This window comes from Povalibacter sp., from assembly GCF_036520495.1.
Lineage (GTDB): Bacteria > Pseudomonadota > Gammaproteobacteria > Steroidobacterales > Steroidobacteraceae > Steroidobacter.
Genome location: NZ_DATDJO010000026.1, coordinates 94,554 through 113,383, shown reverse-complemented (window position 1 = coordinate 113,383; position 18,830 = coordinate 94,554). Strand labels below are relative to the sequence as shown.

Here is an 18,830-nt window from a genome sequence, read left to right as displayed (position 1 = left end):
CGATTTCGTGGCGACCTGGGCTGAATAACTGTTGGCTGCCGGCGACAGCGATTCTGCCGCGACGGACTTGCGGGTCGCGCCGGCCCGCCTCATTTGGTAAAACACTTGGCATGAATCTGCGATCGATCTCTGTAACGGTCGGCTCGGTCCGACGGGGCGCCGCGCTCGCGGCGATGGCGTTGCTGGCCGGTTGCCAGATCCTGCACCCCAAGGAGGAGCCGGTCGTGCAGGAAGCACCGCCGCCGCCCGCACCGGTGTACGTCGAGCCTGTTGCAACGCACCGGTTCGAGCTTCACCCGGACGATGACGTCATCGGCACGTTGCAGGTCACGAAGATCCAGGGCGAAGACACGTTTTCGGACGTCGCCCGCCGCTTCAATGTCGGCTACGAAGAAATGGTCCGCGCCAATCCCGGCATCGATCCGTGGGTGCCCGGTGTCGATCGCGAAGTGGTGGTTCCCACCCAGTTCGTACTGCCGAACGCCCCGCGCGAAGGCCTGGTCATCAATCTTGCGCAGCTGCGCGTCTATTACTTTCCAAAGGTGAAGGCAGGCGAGCCGCAGACGGTGCTCACGCATCCGATCGGTGTCGGCAAGGTTGGCTGGTCGACGCCGGAAGGAACGACCAAGATTACGAGCAAGGCCAAGAACCCGACCTGGACGCCGCCGGCGTCGGTACGCAAGGAGCATCGCGAAGCGGGCGATCCTCTGCCGAGGGTCGTGCCACCCGGTCCTGACAATCCGCTCGGCGCATACAAGATGACGCTCGGCTGGCCGAGCTACCTGGTCCATGGCACGAACAAGCCGTACGGTGTCGGCATGCGCTCCAGCCATGGCTGCATCCGTTTCTACCCGGAAGACATCGCCGAGCTCTACGGCAACGTTCCGATCGGCACCAAGGTCACGGTGGTGAATCAGCCGTTCGTGTTCGGCTGGCACAAGGGTGCACTGTTCGTGCAGGCCTTCCCGGTGGCTGAAGACGACGAGCGCGAACACCCGAGCGGCGCCGACGCGCTGCTCAATGCCGCCATCTCCGACCAGATGTGGCAGACGGTCAAGCAGCACAACGTGTCGATCGACCTCGATCTCGTGACCCGCCTCGCGGACGATCCGCGCGGTATCGCGATTCCAGTCACCCGTCAGCACCGTGAAGAGATCAACGCGCAACGTGGCAACAAGAAAAAGCTTTCCGCCGCCCAACCCGTGCCGGGTCTGACGCTCGATCAGTACATCCTCTCCGCTCGTCGCGTCCAGAATCGAGTGCCGGAAGGCGCGAACTGGAACGGCAAGGAGGAATTGCTGGTGACGGCAGAACAGTTCGAAGCCGCGCGCAACGGCACGATCCTGCCCAAGGAAAAGCCGGTCAAGAAAACTGCAGTGCCGGCCGCGAAAAAGCCTGCTGCAAAGCCTGTTGCGGCAGCTGTGGAAAAGCCCGCCGCTGCCGCGGTGACTCCTGCGAGTTCAGGCCCGGGTACGAAGGGTTCGCGCTGACTAAACAGGTCCTCCGATCCCGGGCTTTTGTGGGGTCCGAAAGACCTTCCGGATTTCACACGGAGGTCACGGAGCGCACAGAGGTTGAAGAATGGAGGAGTAAGTCCTTCTACTCCGTGATCCCCGTGACCTCCGTGTGAAACTCCGGATTCCGGGCCAGGCGGGTCAGCCTTGCTCCTGACTTGCCTGTCATCGCTCCGTCATCCCGTCGCAATACGCTGCCGACTGCTTCCACAGCAGGATCGGCCCCATGCGTGTGCTGATGATTTCCGATGTGTACTTTCCGCGTATCAACGGCGTGTCCACATCCATTCAGACATTCCGCCGGGGGCTGAATGCGGCGGGCGTGGAAACGGTGTTGATCGCTCCCGAGTATCCGATGCCGTGGACCCGGGACGACGAAGACGGGATCGTCCGCATTGCATCGCGTTACCTGCCGCGTGATCCGGAAGATCGCGCGATGAAGATCGGCGCCATCCGCAAACTTCGTTCGACGCTGTCGCCACGTCGCTTCGACGTCGTCCATATCCAGACACCCTTCATCGCGCACTACCAGGGTGTGAGCATTGCGCGCGAATTGGGCGTGCCGGCGATCGAGACGTATCACACCTATTTCGAAGAGTACCTTTATCACTATGTGCCGCTGATGCCGCGCGGCCTGATGCGTTTCATCGCGCGTCGCTTCACCTCGTCGCAGTGCAATGCGCTCGATGCATTGGTGGTGCCGTCGCGCGCCATGCGGGACGCATTGGAGAACTACGGTGTGCGCTGTCCGATGCAGGTCATCCCCACCGGGATGGACATGGATCGTTTCGCTGCGGGCGATGGCGCGCGGTTTCGCGCGCAGTTGGGTATCGCGCCCGGACAGCCGACGCTCGTGCATGTCGGTCGCATCGCGCACGAAAAGAACATCGACTTTCTGTTTCGCGTGCTGCGCGAGGTGGTCAAGCGCCGCCAGGACGTCGTGCTGATCGTGGCGGGCGAGGGGCCGGCGCTCGTGCACTGCAAGTCGTACGTCGAGTCGCTCGGGTTGGCGAAGCGCGTGCGTTTCGTGGGCTATCTGTCGCGCGAGAGCGCCTTGCTGGATTGCTACAAGGCAGGCGATCTGTTCGTTTTCTCGTCGAAGACCGAGACTCAGGGATTGGTGTTGCTGGAAGCCTTGGCGCTCGGCGTGCCGGTGGTATCGACCGCACACATGGGCACCGCTGATATCGTGAAGCCGCAGCGCGGCACCCGCATGGCGCCTGACGAGGAGGCGGGCTTCGCCGACATCGTGGTCGGTTTGCTCAACGACCCGCAGACGCGGAGCGCGATGGCACAGGAGGCCAGGACGTACGCGGCCACCTGGTCCGCCGCCGCCATGGCCTCCCGCCTCATCGACTACTACCGCGCCGCGATCGCAACGCGGGCGTCGTCTCAGCCGGAACTCTCGGCGCAGCGTACGGGTTGAACAGCCGCCGACGCGGCTTTTGCCGGTTCCGGCTGCTGCGGAAACTCCCGTCCCGGATTGTCTCGACGTGGGCGCAGTCGTCAGCGAATAATCAGGCCGCTCGCGACCAACCGTCATGTCCGGGGAGATATCCATGCGTCTGGGTGATCAGCGCGAAAGCAGCAACGTCCAGGATCGTCGCGGCATCCGTTACGGCCGCGCCGGCGGCATCGGTCTCGGCACCATCGTCCTGGCGCTGGTCGCCATGTACTTCGGGCAGGACCCGTCGGTCGTACTGCAGGGCGTGCAGCAGGGGCCGGTGCAGGAGCAGCAGGTTCCCTACGAGGAGTCGGCGCAGGAGGCCGAAGCGCGCGTGCTGGTTTCCAAGGTTCTGGCCGATACCGAAGATACGTGGGGCGCCATCTTCAAAGCTGGCGGCCAAACCTACGAGGAGCCGCAACTCATCCTGTTTTCGGAAGGCGTGCAGACGGCCTGCGGATTCGGCGAGTCGGCGTCCGGGCCGTTCTACTGTCCCGCCGATCACAAGGTCTACATCGATCTGACGTTCTACCAGGAACTGCGTGACCGCTTCGGCGCACCGGGCGACTTCGCTCAGGCGTATGTGATCGCCCATGAAGTCGGGCATCACGTCCAGACGCTGCTGGGCATTTCGGAGCAGACCCAGGCAGCGCGGCAGCGCGCGAGTCAGGCCGAGGGCAATGCGATTTCGGTACGGCAGGAACTGCAGGCGGATTGTTTCGCCGGTATCTGGGCGCACAACGCCAATCAGTCACGCCAGCTCCTGGAAGCCGGCGACGTCGAAGAGGGATTGAATGCGGCCAGCGCCATTGGCGACGATCGCCTGACCCAGGGCCGCGCGCCGCCCGAAGCCTTCACGCACGGCACGTCCGAACAGCGCGTCCGCTGGTTCAAGCGCGGGCTCGACAGCGGATCGATGGATCAGTGCGACACGTTTGGGGCGAAGAGTCTTTAGGCTTTCGCTACTGTGGGTCCGCTAAAGCGCAATGGCACTTAATTTAAGCTGGCTTCCCGGCCTTCTGTGGGTCCGGCTTTAGCCAGGCTTTAGCCGGACTTCCGGAAACTGCAGATGTTCGACTGAAGTCGAACCCACAAGAAGAGCCTCGAACCACTTGATTAAAGTGCCATTGGGCTTTAGCGGACCCACAGCCAAGCTTCTCTGGTCACCGCCGCTGGCGGACTAGCTTCCCAGGAACTCGCACAGATAAGCCGCCGGGCCGCCGACTGCCCGCACGTCGAAGCCGCTGTTCGCCGCCACTTCGAAATACGTTCCCGCAGGAAAGGCCTGCCATTCGGCGGCGCCCGCCAGTTTCACGCTGAGCTGGCCGCTGATGACACTCATACGTTCGGCAGCGCCCGTGTTGAAGTGGAACTCGCCGGGCGCAATCACCCCGACCGTTGCGCGCAGACCGTTGCGTTCGAAGGCGACGCTCTGAACGCCGCCATCGAAATAGGAATTGTGTTTGAGCATTGCTTCTCGCCGTCGATGAGTAAAGAAAGCCGACACGCAGTGAATCGGCGCGCGAGCATAGCCGATCGGCGAGCAAGTGATCGATGGCGCCCCACGACGAATGCTCGGGATCCGAAGATGCATTCGTCTGCGCATGATCGAGCGTCGCCGGCACGATCACAGCAGACACGTTCACTGCAATAAGTAACTGTGCTAATTTGGCGACAACAATAATGAAGGGGAGGGTTCGGTGCCCGAGCATTCGCTCGACGGTATCCAGATCACACAGACGCCGCAGGCGGAGCAAAAGATTGCCCGCGACCGTGCGCAGCTGACTGCTTTCGTCGGCCGTACGCTGCGTGGTCCACTCAACACGCCTCTCATCGTGCGCAGCTTCGCGGATTTCCAGCGGATCTTCGGTGGCCTGTGGCAACCGAGCCCGCTGTCGTACGCCGTCGAGCATTTCTTCGAGCAGGGCGGACGGCAGGCAGTCATCGTGCGCATCGCCAACCAGGCTGCGCCAGCCACCGTATCGCTGCGATGCGAGCGTGAATCTCTCGTTCTCGAAGCGCTCGCTCCGGGCACGCGCGAATTCCTGCGCGCTTCGGTGGACTACGACAATATCGAGTCGACCGATCCCCTGAGATTCAATCTCGTGGTGCAGCGAGTACGTGCACCAGGGTCGGAACGCATCGAAGAGCAGGAGATCTTTCGCAACGTCAGTATCGATCCGTTGGCGGATCGGTACGTCGCGACATCCCTGCTGGAGTCCGGTCTCGTCCGCGTGCGCGGGAGTGTGCCGGGCACCCGTCCGTCCGCGACGTTCATGCCTGGCACCAATCTGCCCGTCGGCTACGTCAGTTCGAATCCTGATGGCGATGACGGTCGCCCACTCACCGACTACGACATCATCGGTTCGGCCGCGCGCCGCACCGGCCTGTTTGCGCTGGCGGCACTTGATGATCTCGCCTTCGTCTACGTGCCGCCGCTGTCGCGATCGACGGAAGTCGGTGCGAGCACGTTGCTGGTCGCGGCACAGTTCTGTCGTGAACATCACGCCCTGCTGATCGTCGATCCACCCGTCGGCTGGGAGACGCCGGCCGCCGCGTTACAGGGGCTGAAGGATCTCGACTTTTACAGCGACAGCGCGGTGATGTTCTTTCCGCGGCTCGCCTGCATGGATCGCCTGCGGGGCCGGGCGGAAGTCTTCGGTAATGGCGGCGCCGTGGCGGGGATGCTGTCCCGCGCGGACGATGTGACTGCACTCGTGCCGATAGCGCCCGAAGCGGAGCCGTTGTTGCGCGCCGGCGCCCGCTTCGTTCGCGACGTGTCGCCGGCCGATCGTCGGCGCCTGGCGCAGGCCGGGATCAATGTGTTGCTGACGGTTCGCGGTACCGATCGCATTCGGGCGCCGCTGCGCACGCTGGCCAACGGTGCGAGCGCATCCTCCGACGGCTCGTACCTGACGCCGCGCCGTTTCGTGCAGTCCGTCATCCGCGCCATCGAGCACGGTACGCGCTGGGCCGTCGTACGGCCGCACGATCCGTCGACACAGCAACGGGTGACGCAACAGGTTGCTGAATTCCTGACCGAACTGCGCGACGCCGGCGCGTTCCGTAGCGCTGTGCCCGACACTGCCTTCCTGGTGATCTGCGACGAGCGCATCAACGATCCCCTCGACGATCCCGGCGCGCTGCACCTGCTGGTCCAGTTTGCGGCCCTGCATACCGGCGACTACCACAGCCACATGATCACCCACACCGCGAAGGGCAGCACCGTGCGCCCCGTGGTCATCAATCGGCTGGAAGCGTCGCTACGGCTCGCAGATGATCTCGAACGCGAAATCACGATCCGCGTCGATCAGGAGAACGATTTCATCCGGGTGCTGGCGGGCTGAGAGCCACTAGGCACGAGCTGCCAGGGGCTAGGGCTGGCCAGACAAAGAGACCGCTCCGTTCTGCCTAGAGCCTAGAGCCTGCTTACCGAAACAGAGTCTGCAGAGGCCGCGGCTTTGCCAGGTGGAAGCCCTGGGCGAAGTCGATGCCCAGCTCCATCAGCTTGTCCTGGACGCGTTGCGATTCCACGCATTCGGCGACGGTCTCGATGCCGCGATCCGCGGCGAGTTGTACGACGGCGCGTACCTGCGATTCCGCACGCAGGCTGCTGCCGAGATGGCGGATCAGCGAACCGTCGATCTTCACGCGGCTGACCGGCCACTTGTTCAGCGGGTCCAGCGTGCCGAGACCCGAGCGGCAGTTATCGAGCGCGATGCGGCAGCCGACGTCGCGCAGTCGTGCCGAGAGCCAATCCATGTCGTCTTCGTGTTCGAGCACCGTGCGTTCGGACACTTCGAACACCAGGAGCCCTGCGGGAATGGCGGTGCGGCAGACTTCCGCGACGATGAATTCCGCGAACTGCGGGGTCGCCAGCGATTGAGCCGCGATGTTGATGGAGAATTCCAGGGACGAGGCGCGCACGGTGACGGCGCGCTTGCGCAGCGTGGTCAGCAACTCGCCGATGACCCAGCAGTCCAGGTCCGGCATGAGGTGGCTGGATTCGGCGGCGCCGAAGAAGCTGGGCGGTCCATGCAGTTTGCCGTCATCGCGCATTCGTAACAGCACTTCGAATCGCGGCGACTGCGTCGCCTCACGCATCGGCGTGATCCGCTGTGCATAAAGATCGAACGAACCCAGTCGCAGGGCGGACCGGATGCGTTCATCCATTTTTTGCGGCGGTGGCGTCGCCGCGCCCCGCACGACGATCTTCGATGTGCTGGTGGTCGTTGCCGCTGGCGCTACGTCGACGGGCCTCGACGCTGCCACGGCTTGCGGCGGGGGAATCTCGGCCGGTGACTGCGTTCTGGCGGCGGCCTGCGGCAGCGCGACGACGGAGGCGATCACCGGAGCGTCGGGCTCGAGCATCTCGGCAAGCGCGTCGGTGGGGATGCGAGCTGCGAGCTGCGTCAGCTCATCGACATCCACCCTGGCGAAGTCGCGTGCCCGCTTGCTCCGGAACAGCAGCATCAGTGCGACGACGCGTCGCGATGGATCGCGCACCGGCACCACGAGCAGCTTGTACGGCAGCTGCTGGCTCTTGCCGGCGAGGGCGTTGACCACGAGCGTGTCGTTGCGTGCCTTCATCCAGCGCAGGACATGCGTGCGGACGTTGTCGATCGCAGCAGTGACCGCAAGATCGGATTCTTCCGTGCTGACGCACTGGCTCAGCGTGAACGGGCGCTCCGGCAGCAGGACCGCGCCGAATGCGCAATCGATCAATTCCGTCGCGACCGCCAACGCCTTGCGCAGCATCGCCGGCACGGGCATCGATGAGTTGAGCTGGGTTGCCGCGACGACCGCCTGCCGCGTACCGGCGTCGCGGCCTGCTGCACTGGTGATCGGAATGACCTTGGCGCTGACCGGCCACGCATGGCCGAGGATCGTCATGACCGGGGCGAGCATCCGCTCGACCGCATCGGCGCTGCGAAATCGTGCGCCATCGGGCAGGTTGCGGCACGCGACGCCGATCGCACCGACCAGGGCGTTGCCGGGGCCGCGAATGACGAACGCAAACGCGGTGTCGTCATCGGGATGGGCGGCGGGCATCGCCGACGATGCTGATGCGGCCTGACGCGCACGCGCGAGCACGAGTTCGACGTGCGTGCGAAAGTCGGGTTCTTCGACGCCGTCGTTGATCCAGAGAGCCTGGCCGCCAGCGTCATAGAAGCTGATGCGCTCAGCTGGCGGCACCAGCATGCGGATGATCTGGGCATAGCTGGCGAAGGGCAATTCGATGCCGCCCGGCGAGCTCGAGGGTTTGAGCACAGAAGACATAGCCATCCTCCCGCGCCCATCATAGCTGCAGTGCGATCGGTTTCGATATTCCAATGCGGGCGCAAACACGGGCTATTCGTCCCGCGTGACGCACGATTCTTTCCAGAAAGAAGGGAAACGCCGAATGCGAGCGGCTTCGTTGTCAAAGATGGCGACACCCGGGCCGGTGTCGGTCGGATCGCGTTGTCATAAGTTTCCGCCTGGAAACGTGGCGAACGCCCGCACCGGAAAGGTCCCCATTCCCCGCACTTTGGGCGGCACGGCCGAAAAGCGCAGACCGCTGACTGGCAGTTGCTCGAGTCCACGCAGATGCTCGACGATCGGAATCCCGGCGCCGAGCAGCGCAGTGTGCACGGGCCTTCTGCCATCGCCGGTGTCATCGATGTTGTAGGAGTCGATGCCGACGAGCGCCGCGCCGCTGGCCTGCAGGTACTCCGCTGCATCTGCCGTGAGGAACGGATGCCCTTCGAAGTACTGGTCGGTGCGCCAATGCGACGCCCAGCCCGTGTGCACGAGCACCGCCCGGCCGCGCACGTCGAGTGCACCGAGTGCATCGCGCGGAATGGCGCGCCCCGCCATGCCCGTGACGCGCACGACGAGAGCATCGAGTCCTGCGAGTACATCGAGGCGCAGCCCCGACAGATCCTCGCCGTCGGCGAAGCGGTGAAACGGACTGTCGAGGTACGTGCCGGTGTTCGACACCATCGTGATCTTGCCAATCTGGAATTCCGTACCCTCGGCGTAGAGCTTGCGCGAGTCGGCGCGGCTCAGGTGATCGCAGATCAACGGGGCGGGCAGGCCCTTGTACGTGATCATGCCGTCCTCGATCGTGTGGCTGAGATCGACATGACGTTCGCTGGCGAGCGTCGGCGCAGTCGTGGCTGCGACACTGCGCTTGTGCGGCTCGGCGAGGATGGTCTTGTGGGAGATCGATACGCGGCCGACCATCAACAGGCGCAGGTCGCGCACGACGTAGGCGCCCAATGCATCATCCGTGATGTCGTCGTCATCGATGTCGAGCCTGAAGCCCTGGCCCTGCAAGCCGCCGCCGTTGAGGAACTCGATCTCGAAATCGAACTGCACGCGCTTCTGGGATGGGAATCGGTTCATGGTGATCTCCTGGTGCGCAATCAACGGTAGCAGGCATACCTCCGTATTTTCCGGACACAAAGAGGACGAATCCGGACCAGTGCCGCTGCCATTGACGCGGGCCTGTCCGCCCGCGCCACCTGACGTTTCAGTCAGTCAGCGATTTCCGAGACGGTCAAGAATGAGTTCGGCGAGTCTGTCGTATGTGCCGTCGAAATGATGGCCGCCCGGCAGTTCAAGTGCGGTGACGCTGGTCGCGGGTAGCTTCGGACAGAGTGCATCCTTGTCGGCAGCGCCGTACAGGCATAGCGTGCGGTCGGCCTGCAGTCTCGACGCTTCGGGCGCGATCGGCACCGCGTCGCGATCCCCGCCGAGCCAGTTGCCGAGATGGAATTCCCATGACGCCTTTTCGCCGGGACCCAGCAGGACTGTTTGCACCACCAGTGAATGCGAAGCGGGTGGCAGGCGATTGACTGCAAAGGGCAGCACGTCAGCGCCTTGCGAGTATCCGATGAGCAGCGCACGCGATCTGTTCCAGTGCGATGCGTAGAAGCGCAGTACACGATCGAGATCCTGCGCCAGTCCCGCCGGTGTGCGTTTGCGCCAGAAGTAGCGCAGCGAATCCAGGCCGACCACCGGAATTCCGTGCGCCGCCAGTGCCGCTGCAACCTTCTGATCGAGCCCGGCCCAGCCGCCGTCGCCCGACAGCAGTACCGCAAAAACCCGTGGGTTGCCGTTGCCCGTCGCTTTCACGTCGATCAATGGCAGATCCGCGAGCGTGGTGGGCGGCGCCGGCAGGATCGTCGTGTTGGCTGAGGCGAGCTTGTCGTACGCATCGACGAATGACTGTTGCCAGGAACCACCGGCGGCAAAGCGGTGCGCCATGTCCGGCAACAACACGAACTGTGCATTCGGCACCGCAGTGGTGAAGCGTCGGGCAGAGTCTGTGTCACAGACTTCGTCGGTCGCGCCGTGCAGCGCGACCCAGTCGAGCGCCGTCTGCGACGGCAGCAGGTCCATGCCTGCGTGACGCCGGCGGCGCAGAAAGTGCACACCGTCGCCCTGGCAGAAGGGTTTTTCCAGTTCCAGATCCGCGCAGAAGCCCAGCGTTATCGCGCCGGCGAACATGCCATGCGGGGCTTGCGCGAGCATCGCGTAAGCAAGCGTCGCACCGGAGGAGTATCCCAGCAGCAGCGGCGTGTGGTACGTGTTCAGTCGTGCGTAGCCCTGCAGGTAGTGCGACAGATTTTCGAGATCGCCATCGGGAAACACACAAGCGTCGCTACTGGCTTCCAGTGCAGCGACGAGTTTCGGCATGCCGATGCCGGCGACCATTGCGCCGCGATTCACGAGCACGCGGGCGATATTCGCGGTGTGACGACTCCAGCCGTCGTCGCCGGACAGGAACAGCACGAACTGGCGCGGTTCCCCCTGCGGCCGGTACAGCGTGACGTCCTTGAATATGCCGTGCGAAATCCTCTCCTGCGCCCGGGGTGCGACGATCGGCAGCAGGATCAGGCACAGGATCGCCGCCACCGACGCGCGGATCCGGTTCATTTCGCGATGACCCCTTTGAGTCCACCGCTGATGAGCGCGGCGATGTCGGCAAGGACGAAGAGCGGCGCGAGGCCCCCGGGGGCTGCGAGATAACGGGCTTCCCATTCGGGGGCGAATTTTTCCTTGAAGCTGCGCAGCCCCCGGAAGTTGTAGAAATTCTCGCCGTGCGAAAACAGTAGCCGGCCGACCCGATGCCAGCCGGGTGCGAGCGGATGCTCCGCCATGCCGGAGAGCGGCGCCATTCCCAGCCCGAACCGCTCGAATCCCTGTGCCTGAAAATGCAGCAACAGTTTGGTGAACAGAAAATCCATGGTGCCGCTCGGCGCGTCCGGCAGGTGCCGCATCAGATCCACGCTTGCTTCGGTCTTGCGCTCAGTCATCATGAGTGTTGCGAAGGCGACCAGACGCTCGCCGACACGCACCACTGCAACTGGTGTGCGTTCGACGTAGTCCTCTGTGAAGGAGCCCAGCGAGAATCCTTTCTCCGCCGTGCGATGCTCCGCGAGCCATGCATTCGAGACGGCGCGCAGTTCGTCGATGTGCGTGCGCACCGCTGCAACGTCGAGCACCTCCACGCTGAGGCCTTCACGCTCGCCGCGGTTCACCGCCTGCCGCAGAACCGAGCGACTCTTGCCCTTGAGCGAGAAATCCGCCAGCGGCACCGAGGCGTATTCGCCGAGTTTGAACACGCGCAATCCAGCGTCCAGATACACCGGCAGCGTCTGCGGACGCACCTGGTAGAACGAAGCCCGTCCACCCTGGGCACGCGAGAGTTCGAGGAACCGCCACACCAGTTCCGGCCATTCGCTTTGTGGGCCGACCGGATCGAACAGGCATACCCAGGATCGGCCGCGGCGCCCATACATGACGAAAGCATCGCCCGACTGCGAGAACAGGAAGTGCTTGTCGCCCGTGAGCGCGACGCAGGCCTCCGCCGAGTCCTGCGCCTTGACGACCTGCTCTGCGCGCGCGATTGCTGTGGCGTCGACGGGCGGCAGCGGTTGCGTCTGAAAACGCAGCAGTTGACGCATCGCCAGGGCCAGTGCCAGCAGCGCGACGGCCACCAGGGCACGCAGCGAACGCGGCGCATGCCCATCGAACTCGAACTGCCACCACAGTTGCCGGGTGTAGTCGATGTCGCGATAGGCGAAGAACAGCAGGCCCGTGAGCGCGCTGACGATGGCGATCACGCTCAGCAGCCAGCCGCCGGTGAAGGGTTGTGCCAGCAGCGACGCAGGCCGCGAGAACTGCTTGCGCGACAACGCGAGTGCGATCACAAGGCAGGCAATGAGCGCCATCTCCGACAGCGCGAAACCCTTGGGCAGGCACAGCAGAATGCTCGCGATACCGATCAGCAGCCCGGCCCACCACGCCGCATCGAGCCGCAGCAGCATGCCGCGCGCTACGGTCAGCAGCCCAAGCCCCGCGACACTGCCGAGGAAGTGCGATGCTTCGACGAGCGGCAGGGGGACGTGCAGTGCGAGCAGATCCGTCGCTTCGTCGGTGGCCGGCGTCACGCCGGAGATCAGCAGCATCACGCCGATGACGATCGTGTAGGCCGCGAGCAACAGTGGTGCGAGACTGACGGCAGCGCGCGATACGGCGGTGCCGGCGCCATGCTGCAACTCGAGGAAGACCAGCAGTGCCAGCGCCAGCAGCAACGGCAATACGTAGTAGATGATGCGGTACAGCACCAGTGCTGCAGCCAGCGATTCCGCGGGCACATGGTCTTTCAACGCCAGCAGCATGATGGCCTCGAACACACCGAGCCCACCCGGCAGATGGCTGAGTACGCCAAGCACGACAGCAATGGCGAAGAAACCGACGAATGCGGAGAAAGCAATCGACCCCGCCGGCAGCAGCACCCAGAGCACCGCGGCGGTGGCGCCGATGTCGACTGCCGAAATGAGTAACTGATGCAGAGCCAGCGAAGCCGGCGGCAACCGCAGGCGCAAGCGGCCGAACAGCAGGGGTTCGCGTCCGTCGCGGCACAGGACGAGCAGCGTGGCGGCAACGATGAGCACCGTAGCGGCAACCGCCTGCAACACGATGGGCGGCAGATGCAATGCAGGGCCCACGGTGTTTGCGCCCCACAGCAACGCCACCGCACCCACCACCGCAATGCCAAGCCCGAATGCGATCGCATTGAAGGCGATGGCGCGGGAGATGAGCCCGGCCTCGATACCGGCGGCGCTGTAGAAGCGCATCCGCACTGCACCGCCGGTCAGTACGCCCAGTCCGATCGTGTTGGACAGCGCATAGGCAATGAACGCTGTTTGCGCCGCGACGTGATAGGGGACAGAAGCGCCGGCATAGCGCAGCGAGGAATGATCGTAGCCCGTCAGGGCGAAGTAGCTGATGGCTGTCGCCGCGACTGCCCACGCCAGCGCCGATGAGGGCGTCGCGCGGATGGCATCGACGAGATTCGCATAGCTGAATTCCGCGGCCAGTCCGTGCAGGGCATCGGCGAGCAGCAAGCCGATCAGTAGTACGGCTCCACCGATGAGCCAGGGTTTCCAGCGTTGCAGGGTAGTGACGAGCTGGATCTTGTCCTGGGCCGATTCGGTGGCGGGTTGCATGGGGCGACGGTGGTTCGCGCAGCGACACGTTGATGTGTCGATGGTACATGCGCCGCCACGGCGATGTGATGAAGGCTGGATGGCGCGGCGCGTCCATCGCCGATTTCTTCTGTGGGCTCGGCCTTTCCGGCGGGATATTTCTTGGTCACCCGCGGGATTTCTCGGTACGTCCGCAGGGCTACCCCGCGCGATGCCCGGCTGACGATAGTTGTCGCCGGATCGCATCCCGACCTTCCCCTCGCGCGGGGAAGGTCGGGGCGTGGTTCAGCGTGCCGACGGCTGGTAGCCGAGGGTGAGGAAGTACGAGCGACCGTCCTGGTAGTAGAACGCCGCCGTTTCGTAATCCTCGTCGAACGCATTCGCGATCTTGCCCTGCACCGACCAGCCGGCGCCGAAGCTGAGCTGGGCGACGAGATCCACGGTCGTGTAACTGTCGAGGTCGACCGTGTTGCCGAGATCGTCGTAACGCGAACCGACGATGTTCACCGTCGTGCCGACCGAGAACGCATTCGTGCCATACGAGACGTCGATACGTCCGGCGTCGCGGGCGCGGCGCGGCAGGATGTTGTCCGAATCGCGATTGCGCGGATCGAGGTGTGTGTAGTTCGCGCCGAGCGTCCATTTGTCGAGCTGGGTGCGCGCCTGTGCTTCGATGCCGCGAATGCGTGCTGCACTGATGTTCTGCGGCCGGAAAGTCGCTGAGTCGAACACGATCAGGTTGTCGATGTTGGTTTCGAACGCGGATACCGACCACGTCGTCCGCGCCGCGATACCGTTGATCCCGAACTCCACGCTGTCCGACTCTTCGGGTCGCAGATCCGGATTGCTGAATCCCGGGTAGTAGAGGTCGTTGAAGCTCGGCGCCAGGAAGGCAGTGCCCCAGGCCGCCGAGAACGCAAGAGTGTCCTCGACAAACCACTTCCAGCCCAGGCCGCCGGTCGTGTGCTGGCCGAACTGCTCGTTGTCGTCGCTGCGCACCGAGGCGAGCACTTGATGATCGCCGAAGCGGCCGCTGTACTGACCGAAGAGGCCGGTGTTGTCGCGCGAGGTCTCATCGTAAGCAGTTGTGCTCTCGACCTGGTCGTCCAGGTAATCGAGGCCGAGCGTCAACACCTGGCCTGTGACTACTGTCCAGTCGGATTGCAGGCTGACGTTACGACGTTCGGTATCGATCGTGCTGACGTACGTGCCATTGGCGAAATCATCGGAATTGTCCTGGCTCAGACCGAGCTGCAGTGCCAGATCCCAGTTCGACGCCGCGGCAACCTTGCCCTTGAGCGAGTACACGCTTTCGGCGAAGTCAGTCTCGTTGCTGAAGCTGCCGTCGTATTCCGTGTGACCGGATGCATGGAGCGCAGTGGCTTCGACTTCCGCCGTGTCGCCCCAGCGATACCCCGTGCGCAGCGAGCCGGACGCATTGCGATAGCCGTCGTCGTCCGGCTCATTCGCGAAACAACCGTCCGAGAAAGATGCGCGGCAGGAATTGAAACCCTGCGATTCGATGTAGTTGCCCGTCACGCTGACCCATGCATTGTCGCCCTTGAGGCCGAAGCTGCCGGCGACGTTGTGGGTTTCGTGCGAACCGCCGCCGATCGATAGCGCCGGGCCCGACGCATCGCGCGTGAAGATCTGGATCACGCCGCCGATCGCATCGGCGCCGTAGAGACTGGAACGCGGGCCGCGCACGATCTCGATGCGCTCGATCTGGTCGACAGGAATGAATTCGATGCGGGTCGTGCCCGCCGTGGTCGAGCCCACGCGCACGCCATTGACGAGAACCAGCACCTGATCGGCGTCAGTGCCGCGAATGAACATGGCGCTGAGTTTTCCCAGGCCGCCGTTGTTGGCGAAACTGATGCCCACTTCGCCGCGCAGCAGGTCCTGCATGGACTGCACCTGGCGACGCTGAATGTCGTCGCGGGTCAAGACGGTGACCGAGCCGATGACCTCGGTGAGCGGCTGCGCGATGCGTGCCGCAGTGACGACTACTTCGGAGAGCGCTTGCTGATCTGCGGCGCTGGTGTTGAACGGAATTGCGCAGGCAAGCGCCGCGACTGCCGCGAACGGCTGATGACGAACCATGATGATCTTCTCCCCATGCACGCCCGCATGGCCAGATTGGTGACGGAAGGCGTGCGGGAGTGAGAGAGCAGGGCGACGGACGTCGCGCGTACTCCTGATCGCCCGCCGCGACGCCGGTACCGACCGCCCTGCGTCTGTAAAGACATCGGGCGATCGTTCGTCAGGCCGGTCTCCGGGCTCTTGAGTGAACCTCAGGCCTGTAAGCCTGGAGGGTTCGTCGCTATCGCCTTCCCATGTCCTTGCGGACACAGTGGCTGGAGACAGGCGTCTCCGGGATATCGATTGGACTCAACTACCGTTGCGGGGGCAGCGCCGGAATGATCTGGGGAGATGTCACCGGCTTCACGTTCGCGCCCGCCGTTGTTGCGGCGGGCGCTCACCTGACGGGCGGCAAGGTACGGAGAGCTCCGGGGAGTGTCAAGGGAAGGCGCCAGGGACCAGGGACCAGGGACTAGGAACTAGGCAAGAGCCTCGCACCTGGCGCCTGGAACCTAGCCCCTGGTCCCTTATCCTCAGAAATCCACCATCAGTCGTCCGTAGATGAAGCGTCCCGCGCGGCCGTACGGTGCGTAGTTCGAGAAGGGCGCATTGCCGGTCGAGTTCAGCGCGATCGGGGTCGCGTCGGGATACTCATCGAAGACGTTCTCGGCACCCAGTGCGAACTTGATGTTGTCGGTGAAGGACACACGGCCTTCGAGATCCACCACGGCCTGCGCAGACAGCCATTGGTCGATCGGCGTGTAGGTGCCTGCATTCACGTTCGCAAACGTGGCGTTGGTCGATGAATCCGGCGAAAGCAGTTTGCCGTAACGCGTTGCCCGCAACGTCCCACCGAAACGCTCGAAGTCCCAGTTGACGTTGACGGTGAACTTGTTCTCCGGCGTGCCATCTTCCATCGTCAGCACGTTGAAGCGATCGAACAGCGGCGGCGCCGGGTTCAATGCTGCGAGCGCCTGCGTTGCGGGAATCTTCGTGACATCCGTCGTGTTCCAGTTGGCTGTCAGCGTCAGGTCGATGCGCGCGCCAGCCTCGGTGCTCAGCGGATAGTTCAACACCACATCCACGCCCTCGGTCTCCGTATCGACGCCGTTGATGAAGAAGCGTCCGCCGCCGCTGCCGATGAACCCTAGAGACTCGAGATAGGTGCGCACGTTCGCCTGAGTCAGGTTCTCGGACAGCACGATGCGATCGTCGATGTCGATCTTGTAGTAGTCGATCGTCAGACTGAGCCTGTCGACGCGGAATACTGCGCCGATCGAATAGTTGAGCGATTCCTCAGCGTCCAGCGGCTTGGCACCGAGTGCAATGGCGATCGGATCGGAGACCGGGAATGTCGTCACGTCGAAGGGAACGCCGCCGATGAAGTTCGTCGATGTCGTGGCGAAGAACTGCTGCTGCAGCGAGGGTGCGCGGAAGCCGTTCTGTACGGAAGCGCGCAATGCGAACGTGTCAGTGAAGTCATAGCGGCCCGACAGCTTCCCCGAGAAGCTTTCGCCGAAATCCGAGTAGTGCTCGCCGCGTACGGCCGCCGAGGCCAGGAATTTGTCGGTGATATTGGCTTCGAGATCGATGTAGGCGCCGTACGCTTCGCGATTGGTATCGACCTCGTTCTCCGGACGGAATCCCGGAAATACCTGCGCTCCGGAGGCTGTCGGAGTGCCGTTCGGCAGCAGCACACCGCCGTTACGATAGGAGTCCGGTTCGCCAGCGAAGATCTGGTAACCCTCCTGGCGCGCTTCGACTCCGAGCGCGAGGTTCAGCGGCGACGCCAGGCCGACATCGAAGCCGTGCACGCCGGCGAGGTTGAAGACGACCTGGTCGTACTCGAAACCGCCGGAGTCGAACGTCGTCTTGCTGGCAGTGCCGAGCGAACGATTCAGCGTGTTGTCGATGGTGAACTCCATCTTGTTGTCGCCGTACACGAGGGAGGTGTCCATGTCCCAGCTGCCCAGGGCCCACTTGATGCCCACGGCGCCCGAGTAGTCGGTGACCGCTGGCGCAATCAGCGGCAGGAAACCGTCGGGATAGATCGAGATGACATTGCGATCGTCGAGCGCGCGGCGGAAGAAACCCGCAGAGACGACATCGCGGTCCTGCCAGCTCGCCCAGCCGTACAGATGGGCGCCGTCGCCAATGTCGTAACCCGCGTTCACGAAGACGGTCTTCTGTTCCATGTCGGGTTCGCCGTACCAGGCATTCCAGCGATCGATGGTCTGTTCACGCGGATCGTAAGCACCGGCGACGAGCGGATATTGCTGGCGGGAGTCGAAGCCGTCGCGTTCCGTGCGCTTCAGGTCCTTGTACTCGGCCGCAATCGTGACGAAACCATCGTCGCCCAGCGACAACCCCTTCCATGCCGAGACCACCAGCGATTCGCCGTCCGACACATTGCGCTTGGCTTTGTTGAACGGCACGGCCCAGTTGGGCGGCGGTGTGCCAGTCGGCTGCGACGTGGGCACCTCATAGCTCGAATCGCGCGCACCGTACTGCATGGTCACGTTGCCGCCGTCGTTGTCGTCGCGGAGGCGCAGATTGATCACGCCGGCGATGGCGTCGGAGCCGTATTGCGCGGAGGCGCCATCGCGCAGCACCTCGATGGATTTCACCATGGCGTTGGGGATCGTGTTCATGTCGACGGCCGAGGCGCCGCGACCGATGGTGCCGTTCACGTTCACCAGTGATGCGGAGTGACGACGCTTGCTGTTCACGAGAACCAGGGTCTGGTCGGGTGAAAGGCCGCGCAACGTCGCCGGTCGAATCGTGTCCGTACCGTCCGCCAATCCGGGGCGTGGGAAATTGAAGGACGGCAGGATGACGGAAAGCGCCTGGTTCACTTCCACGGTGCCGACGTTCTGGAGCACCGCAGCGCTGACCACGTCGACAGGCACGGCGGTGTCCAGAGCAGAGCGGTTCTCGACGCGGGTGCCGGTCACGACGATCTGTTCGAGAATGTTTTTTTCTTCTGGCGGGACGGACTGGGCATTGACGAACGGACTGGCAATGAGCGCGAGCGATGCTGCGGAAAGCAGCCGTAAAGGCATTTTCTGCGGATGCATGCGGATTCTCCCTGCGTCGTGAGTAGCGTCGTAGTTAGCGTAATTTCCGCCGACCCAATGCCGGCGAGAGTGGCCGTGGCTTCCGTTGTGACTCTGGGGCAACGTTGCCGGTGCTGCCATTGTGAGTCGCCGCAATTTGACCTTCAAGAGCGTTGCTCCGGACCCACAATCAAGCGAGCAGTCGACGCGCCCTGCCGGTATATTCCGAGCGGGAATTCGTCCAGCCGGA

At 63.7% G+C, this 18,830-nt stretch carries 11 protein-coding genes and 1 riboswitch; of the genes, 4 read left to right on the top strand and 7 right to left on the bottom strand.

What is annotated here, in order from left to right; genetic code table 11:
- Positions 1-110 precede the first annotated feature (110 nt).
- The 3 genes from VIZ63_RS09410 (at position 111) to ypfJ (ending at position 3,913) form a co-directional block, all read left to right on the top strand.
- Complete coding sequence (locus VIZ63_RS09410) at positions 111-1,490, top strand: L,D-transpeptidase family protein (protein WP_331609313.1); 1,380 nt, start codon at positions 111-113, stop codon at positions 1,488-1,490.
- A 250-nt stretch (positions 1,491-1,740) separates the two neighbouring features.
- On the top strand, positions 1,741-2,940 hold the full coding sequence (locus VIZ63_RS09405) for a glycosyltransferase (RefSeq protein ID WP_331609312.1): 1,200 nt from the start codon (positions 1,741-1,743) through the stop codon (positions 2,938-2,940).
- A 133-nt stretch (positions 2,941-3,073) separates the two neighbouring features.
- Positions 3,074-3,913, top strand: coding sequence for a KPN_02809 family neutral zinc metallopeptidase (gene ypfJ, locus VIZ63_RS09400; protein WP_331609311.1), 840 nt, complete (start codon positions 3,074-3,076; stop codon positions 3,911-3,913).
- A gap of 225 nt (positions 3,914-4,138) precedes the next feature.
- On the opposite strand, the gene VIZ63_RS09395 is transcribed toward ypfJ, so the two are convergent.
- Complete coding sequence (locus VIZ63_RS09395) at positions 4,139-4,429, bottom strand: pyrimidine/purine nucleoside phosphorylase (RefSeq protein WP_331609310.1); 291 nt, start codon at positions 4,427-4,429, stop codon at positions 4,139-4,141.
- A 229-nt stretch (positions 4,430-4,658) separates the two neighbouring features.
- On the opposite strand from VIZ63_RS09395, the gene VIZ63_RS09390 reads away from it, so the two are divergent.
- A complete protein-coding gene (locus tag VIZ63_RS09390) occupies positions 4,659-6,305 on the top strand; it encodes a hypothetical protein (protein WP_331609309.1) in 1,647 nt (548 codons plus the stop codon).
- Positions 6,306-6,387: 82 nt separating this feature from the next.
- Here the strand turns inward: VIZ63_RS09390 and VIZ63_RS09385 are convergent, their stop codons facing one another.
- From VIZ63_RS09385 to VIZ63_RS09360, 6 genes are all read right to left on the bottom strand, one after another.
- Complete coding sequence (locus VIZ63_RS09385; protein ID WP_331609308.1) at positions 6,388-8,238, bottom strand: EAL domain-containing protein; 1,851 nt, start codon at positions 8,236-8,238, stop codon at positions 6,388-6,390.
- Between the two features lie 186 nt (positions 8,239-8,424).
- Complete coding sequence (locus tag VIZ63_RS09380) at positions 8,425-9,348, bottom strand: cyclase family protein (RefSeq protein ID WP_331609307.1); 924 nt, start codon at positions 9,346-9,348, stop codon at positions 8,425-8,427.
- 135 nt (positions 9,349-9,483) lie between these two features.
- Positions 9,484-10,884: an AcvB/VirJ family lysyl-phosphatidylglycerol hydrolase gene (locus VIZ63_RS09375; RefSeq protein WP_331609306.1), complete on the bottom strand. Its 1,401-nt coding sequence runs from the start codon at positions 10,882-10,884 to the stop codon at positions 9,484-9,486.
- The gene (gene mprF / locus VIZ63_RS09370; protein WP_331609305.1) at positions 10,881-13,463 is read right to left on the bottom strand and encodes a bifunctional lysylphosphatidylglycerol flippase/synthetase MprF; all 2,583 of its coding nucleotides are present in this window, start codon (positions 13,461-13,463) and stop codon (positions 10,881-10,883) included. Before mprF ends, VIZ63_RS09375 begins: the two co-directional genes overlap by 4 nt.
- A gap of 264 nt (positions 13,464-13,727) precedes the next feature.
- Positions 13,728-15,545, bottom strand: coding sequence for a TonB-dependent vitamin B12 receptor (gene btuB / locus VIZ63_RS09365; RefSeq protein ID WP_331609304.1), 1,818 nt, complete (start codon positions 15,543-15,545; stop codon positions 13,728-13,730).
- 146 nt (positions 15,546-15,691) lie between these two features.
- Positions 15,692-15,944, bottom strand: a riboswitch (cobalamin riboswitch).
- A gap of 113 nt (positions 15,945-16,057) precedes the next feature.
- Positions 16,058-18,601 carry a TonB-dependent receptor gene (locus VIZ63_RS09360; RefSeq protein WP_331609303.1) on the bottom strand — a complete coding sequence of 848 codons (2,544 nt, stop codon included), beginning with the start codon at positions 18,599-18,601 and terminating at the stop codon, positions 16,058-16,060.
- Positions 18,602-18,830 lie beyond the last annotated feature (229 nt).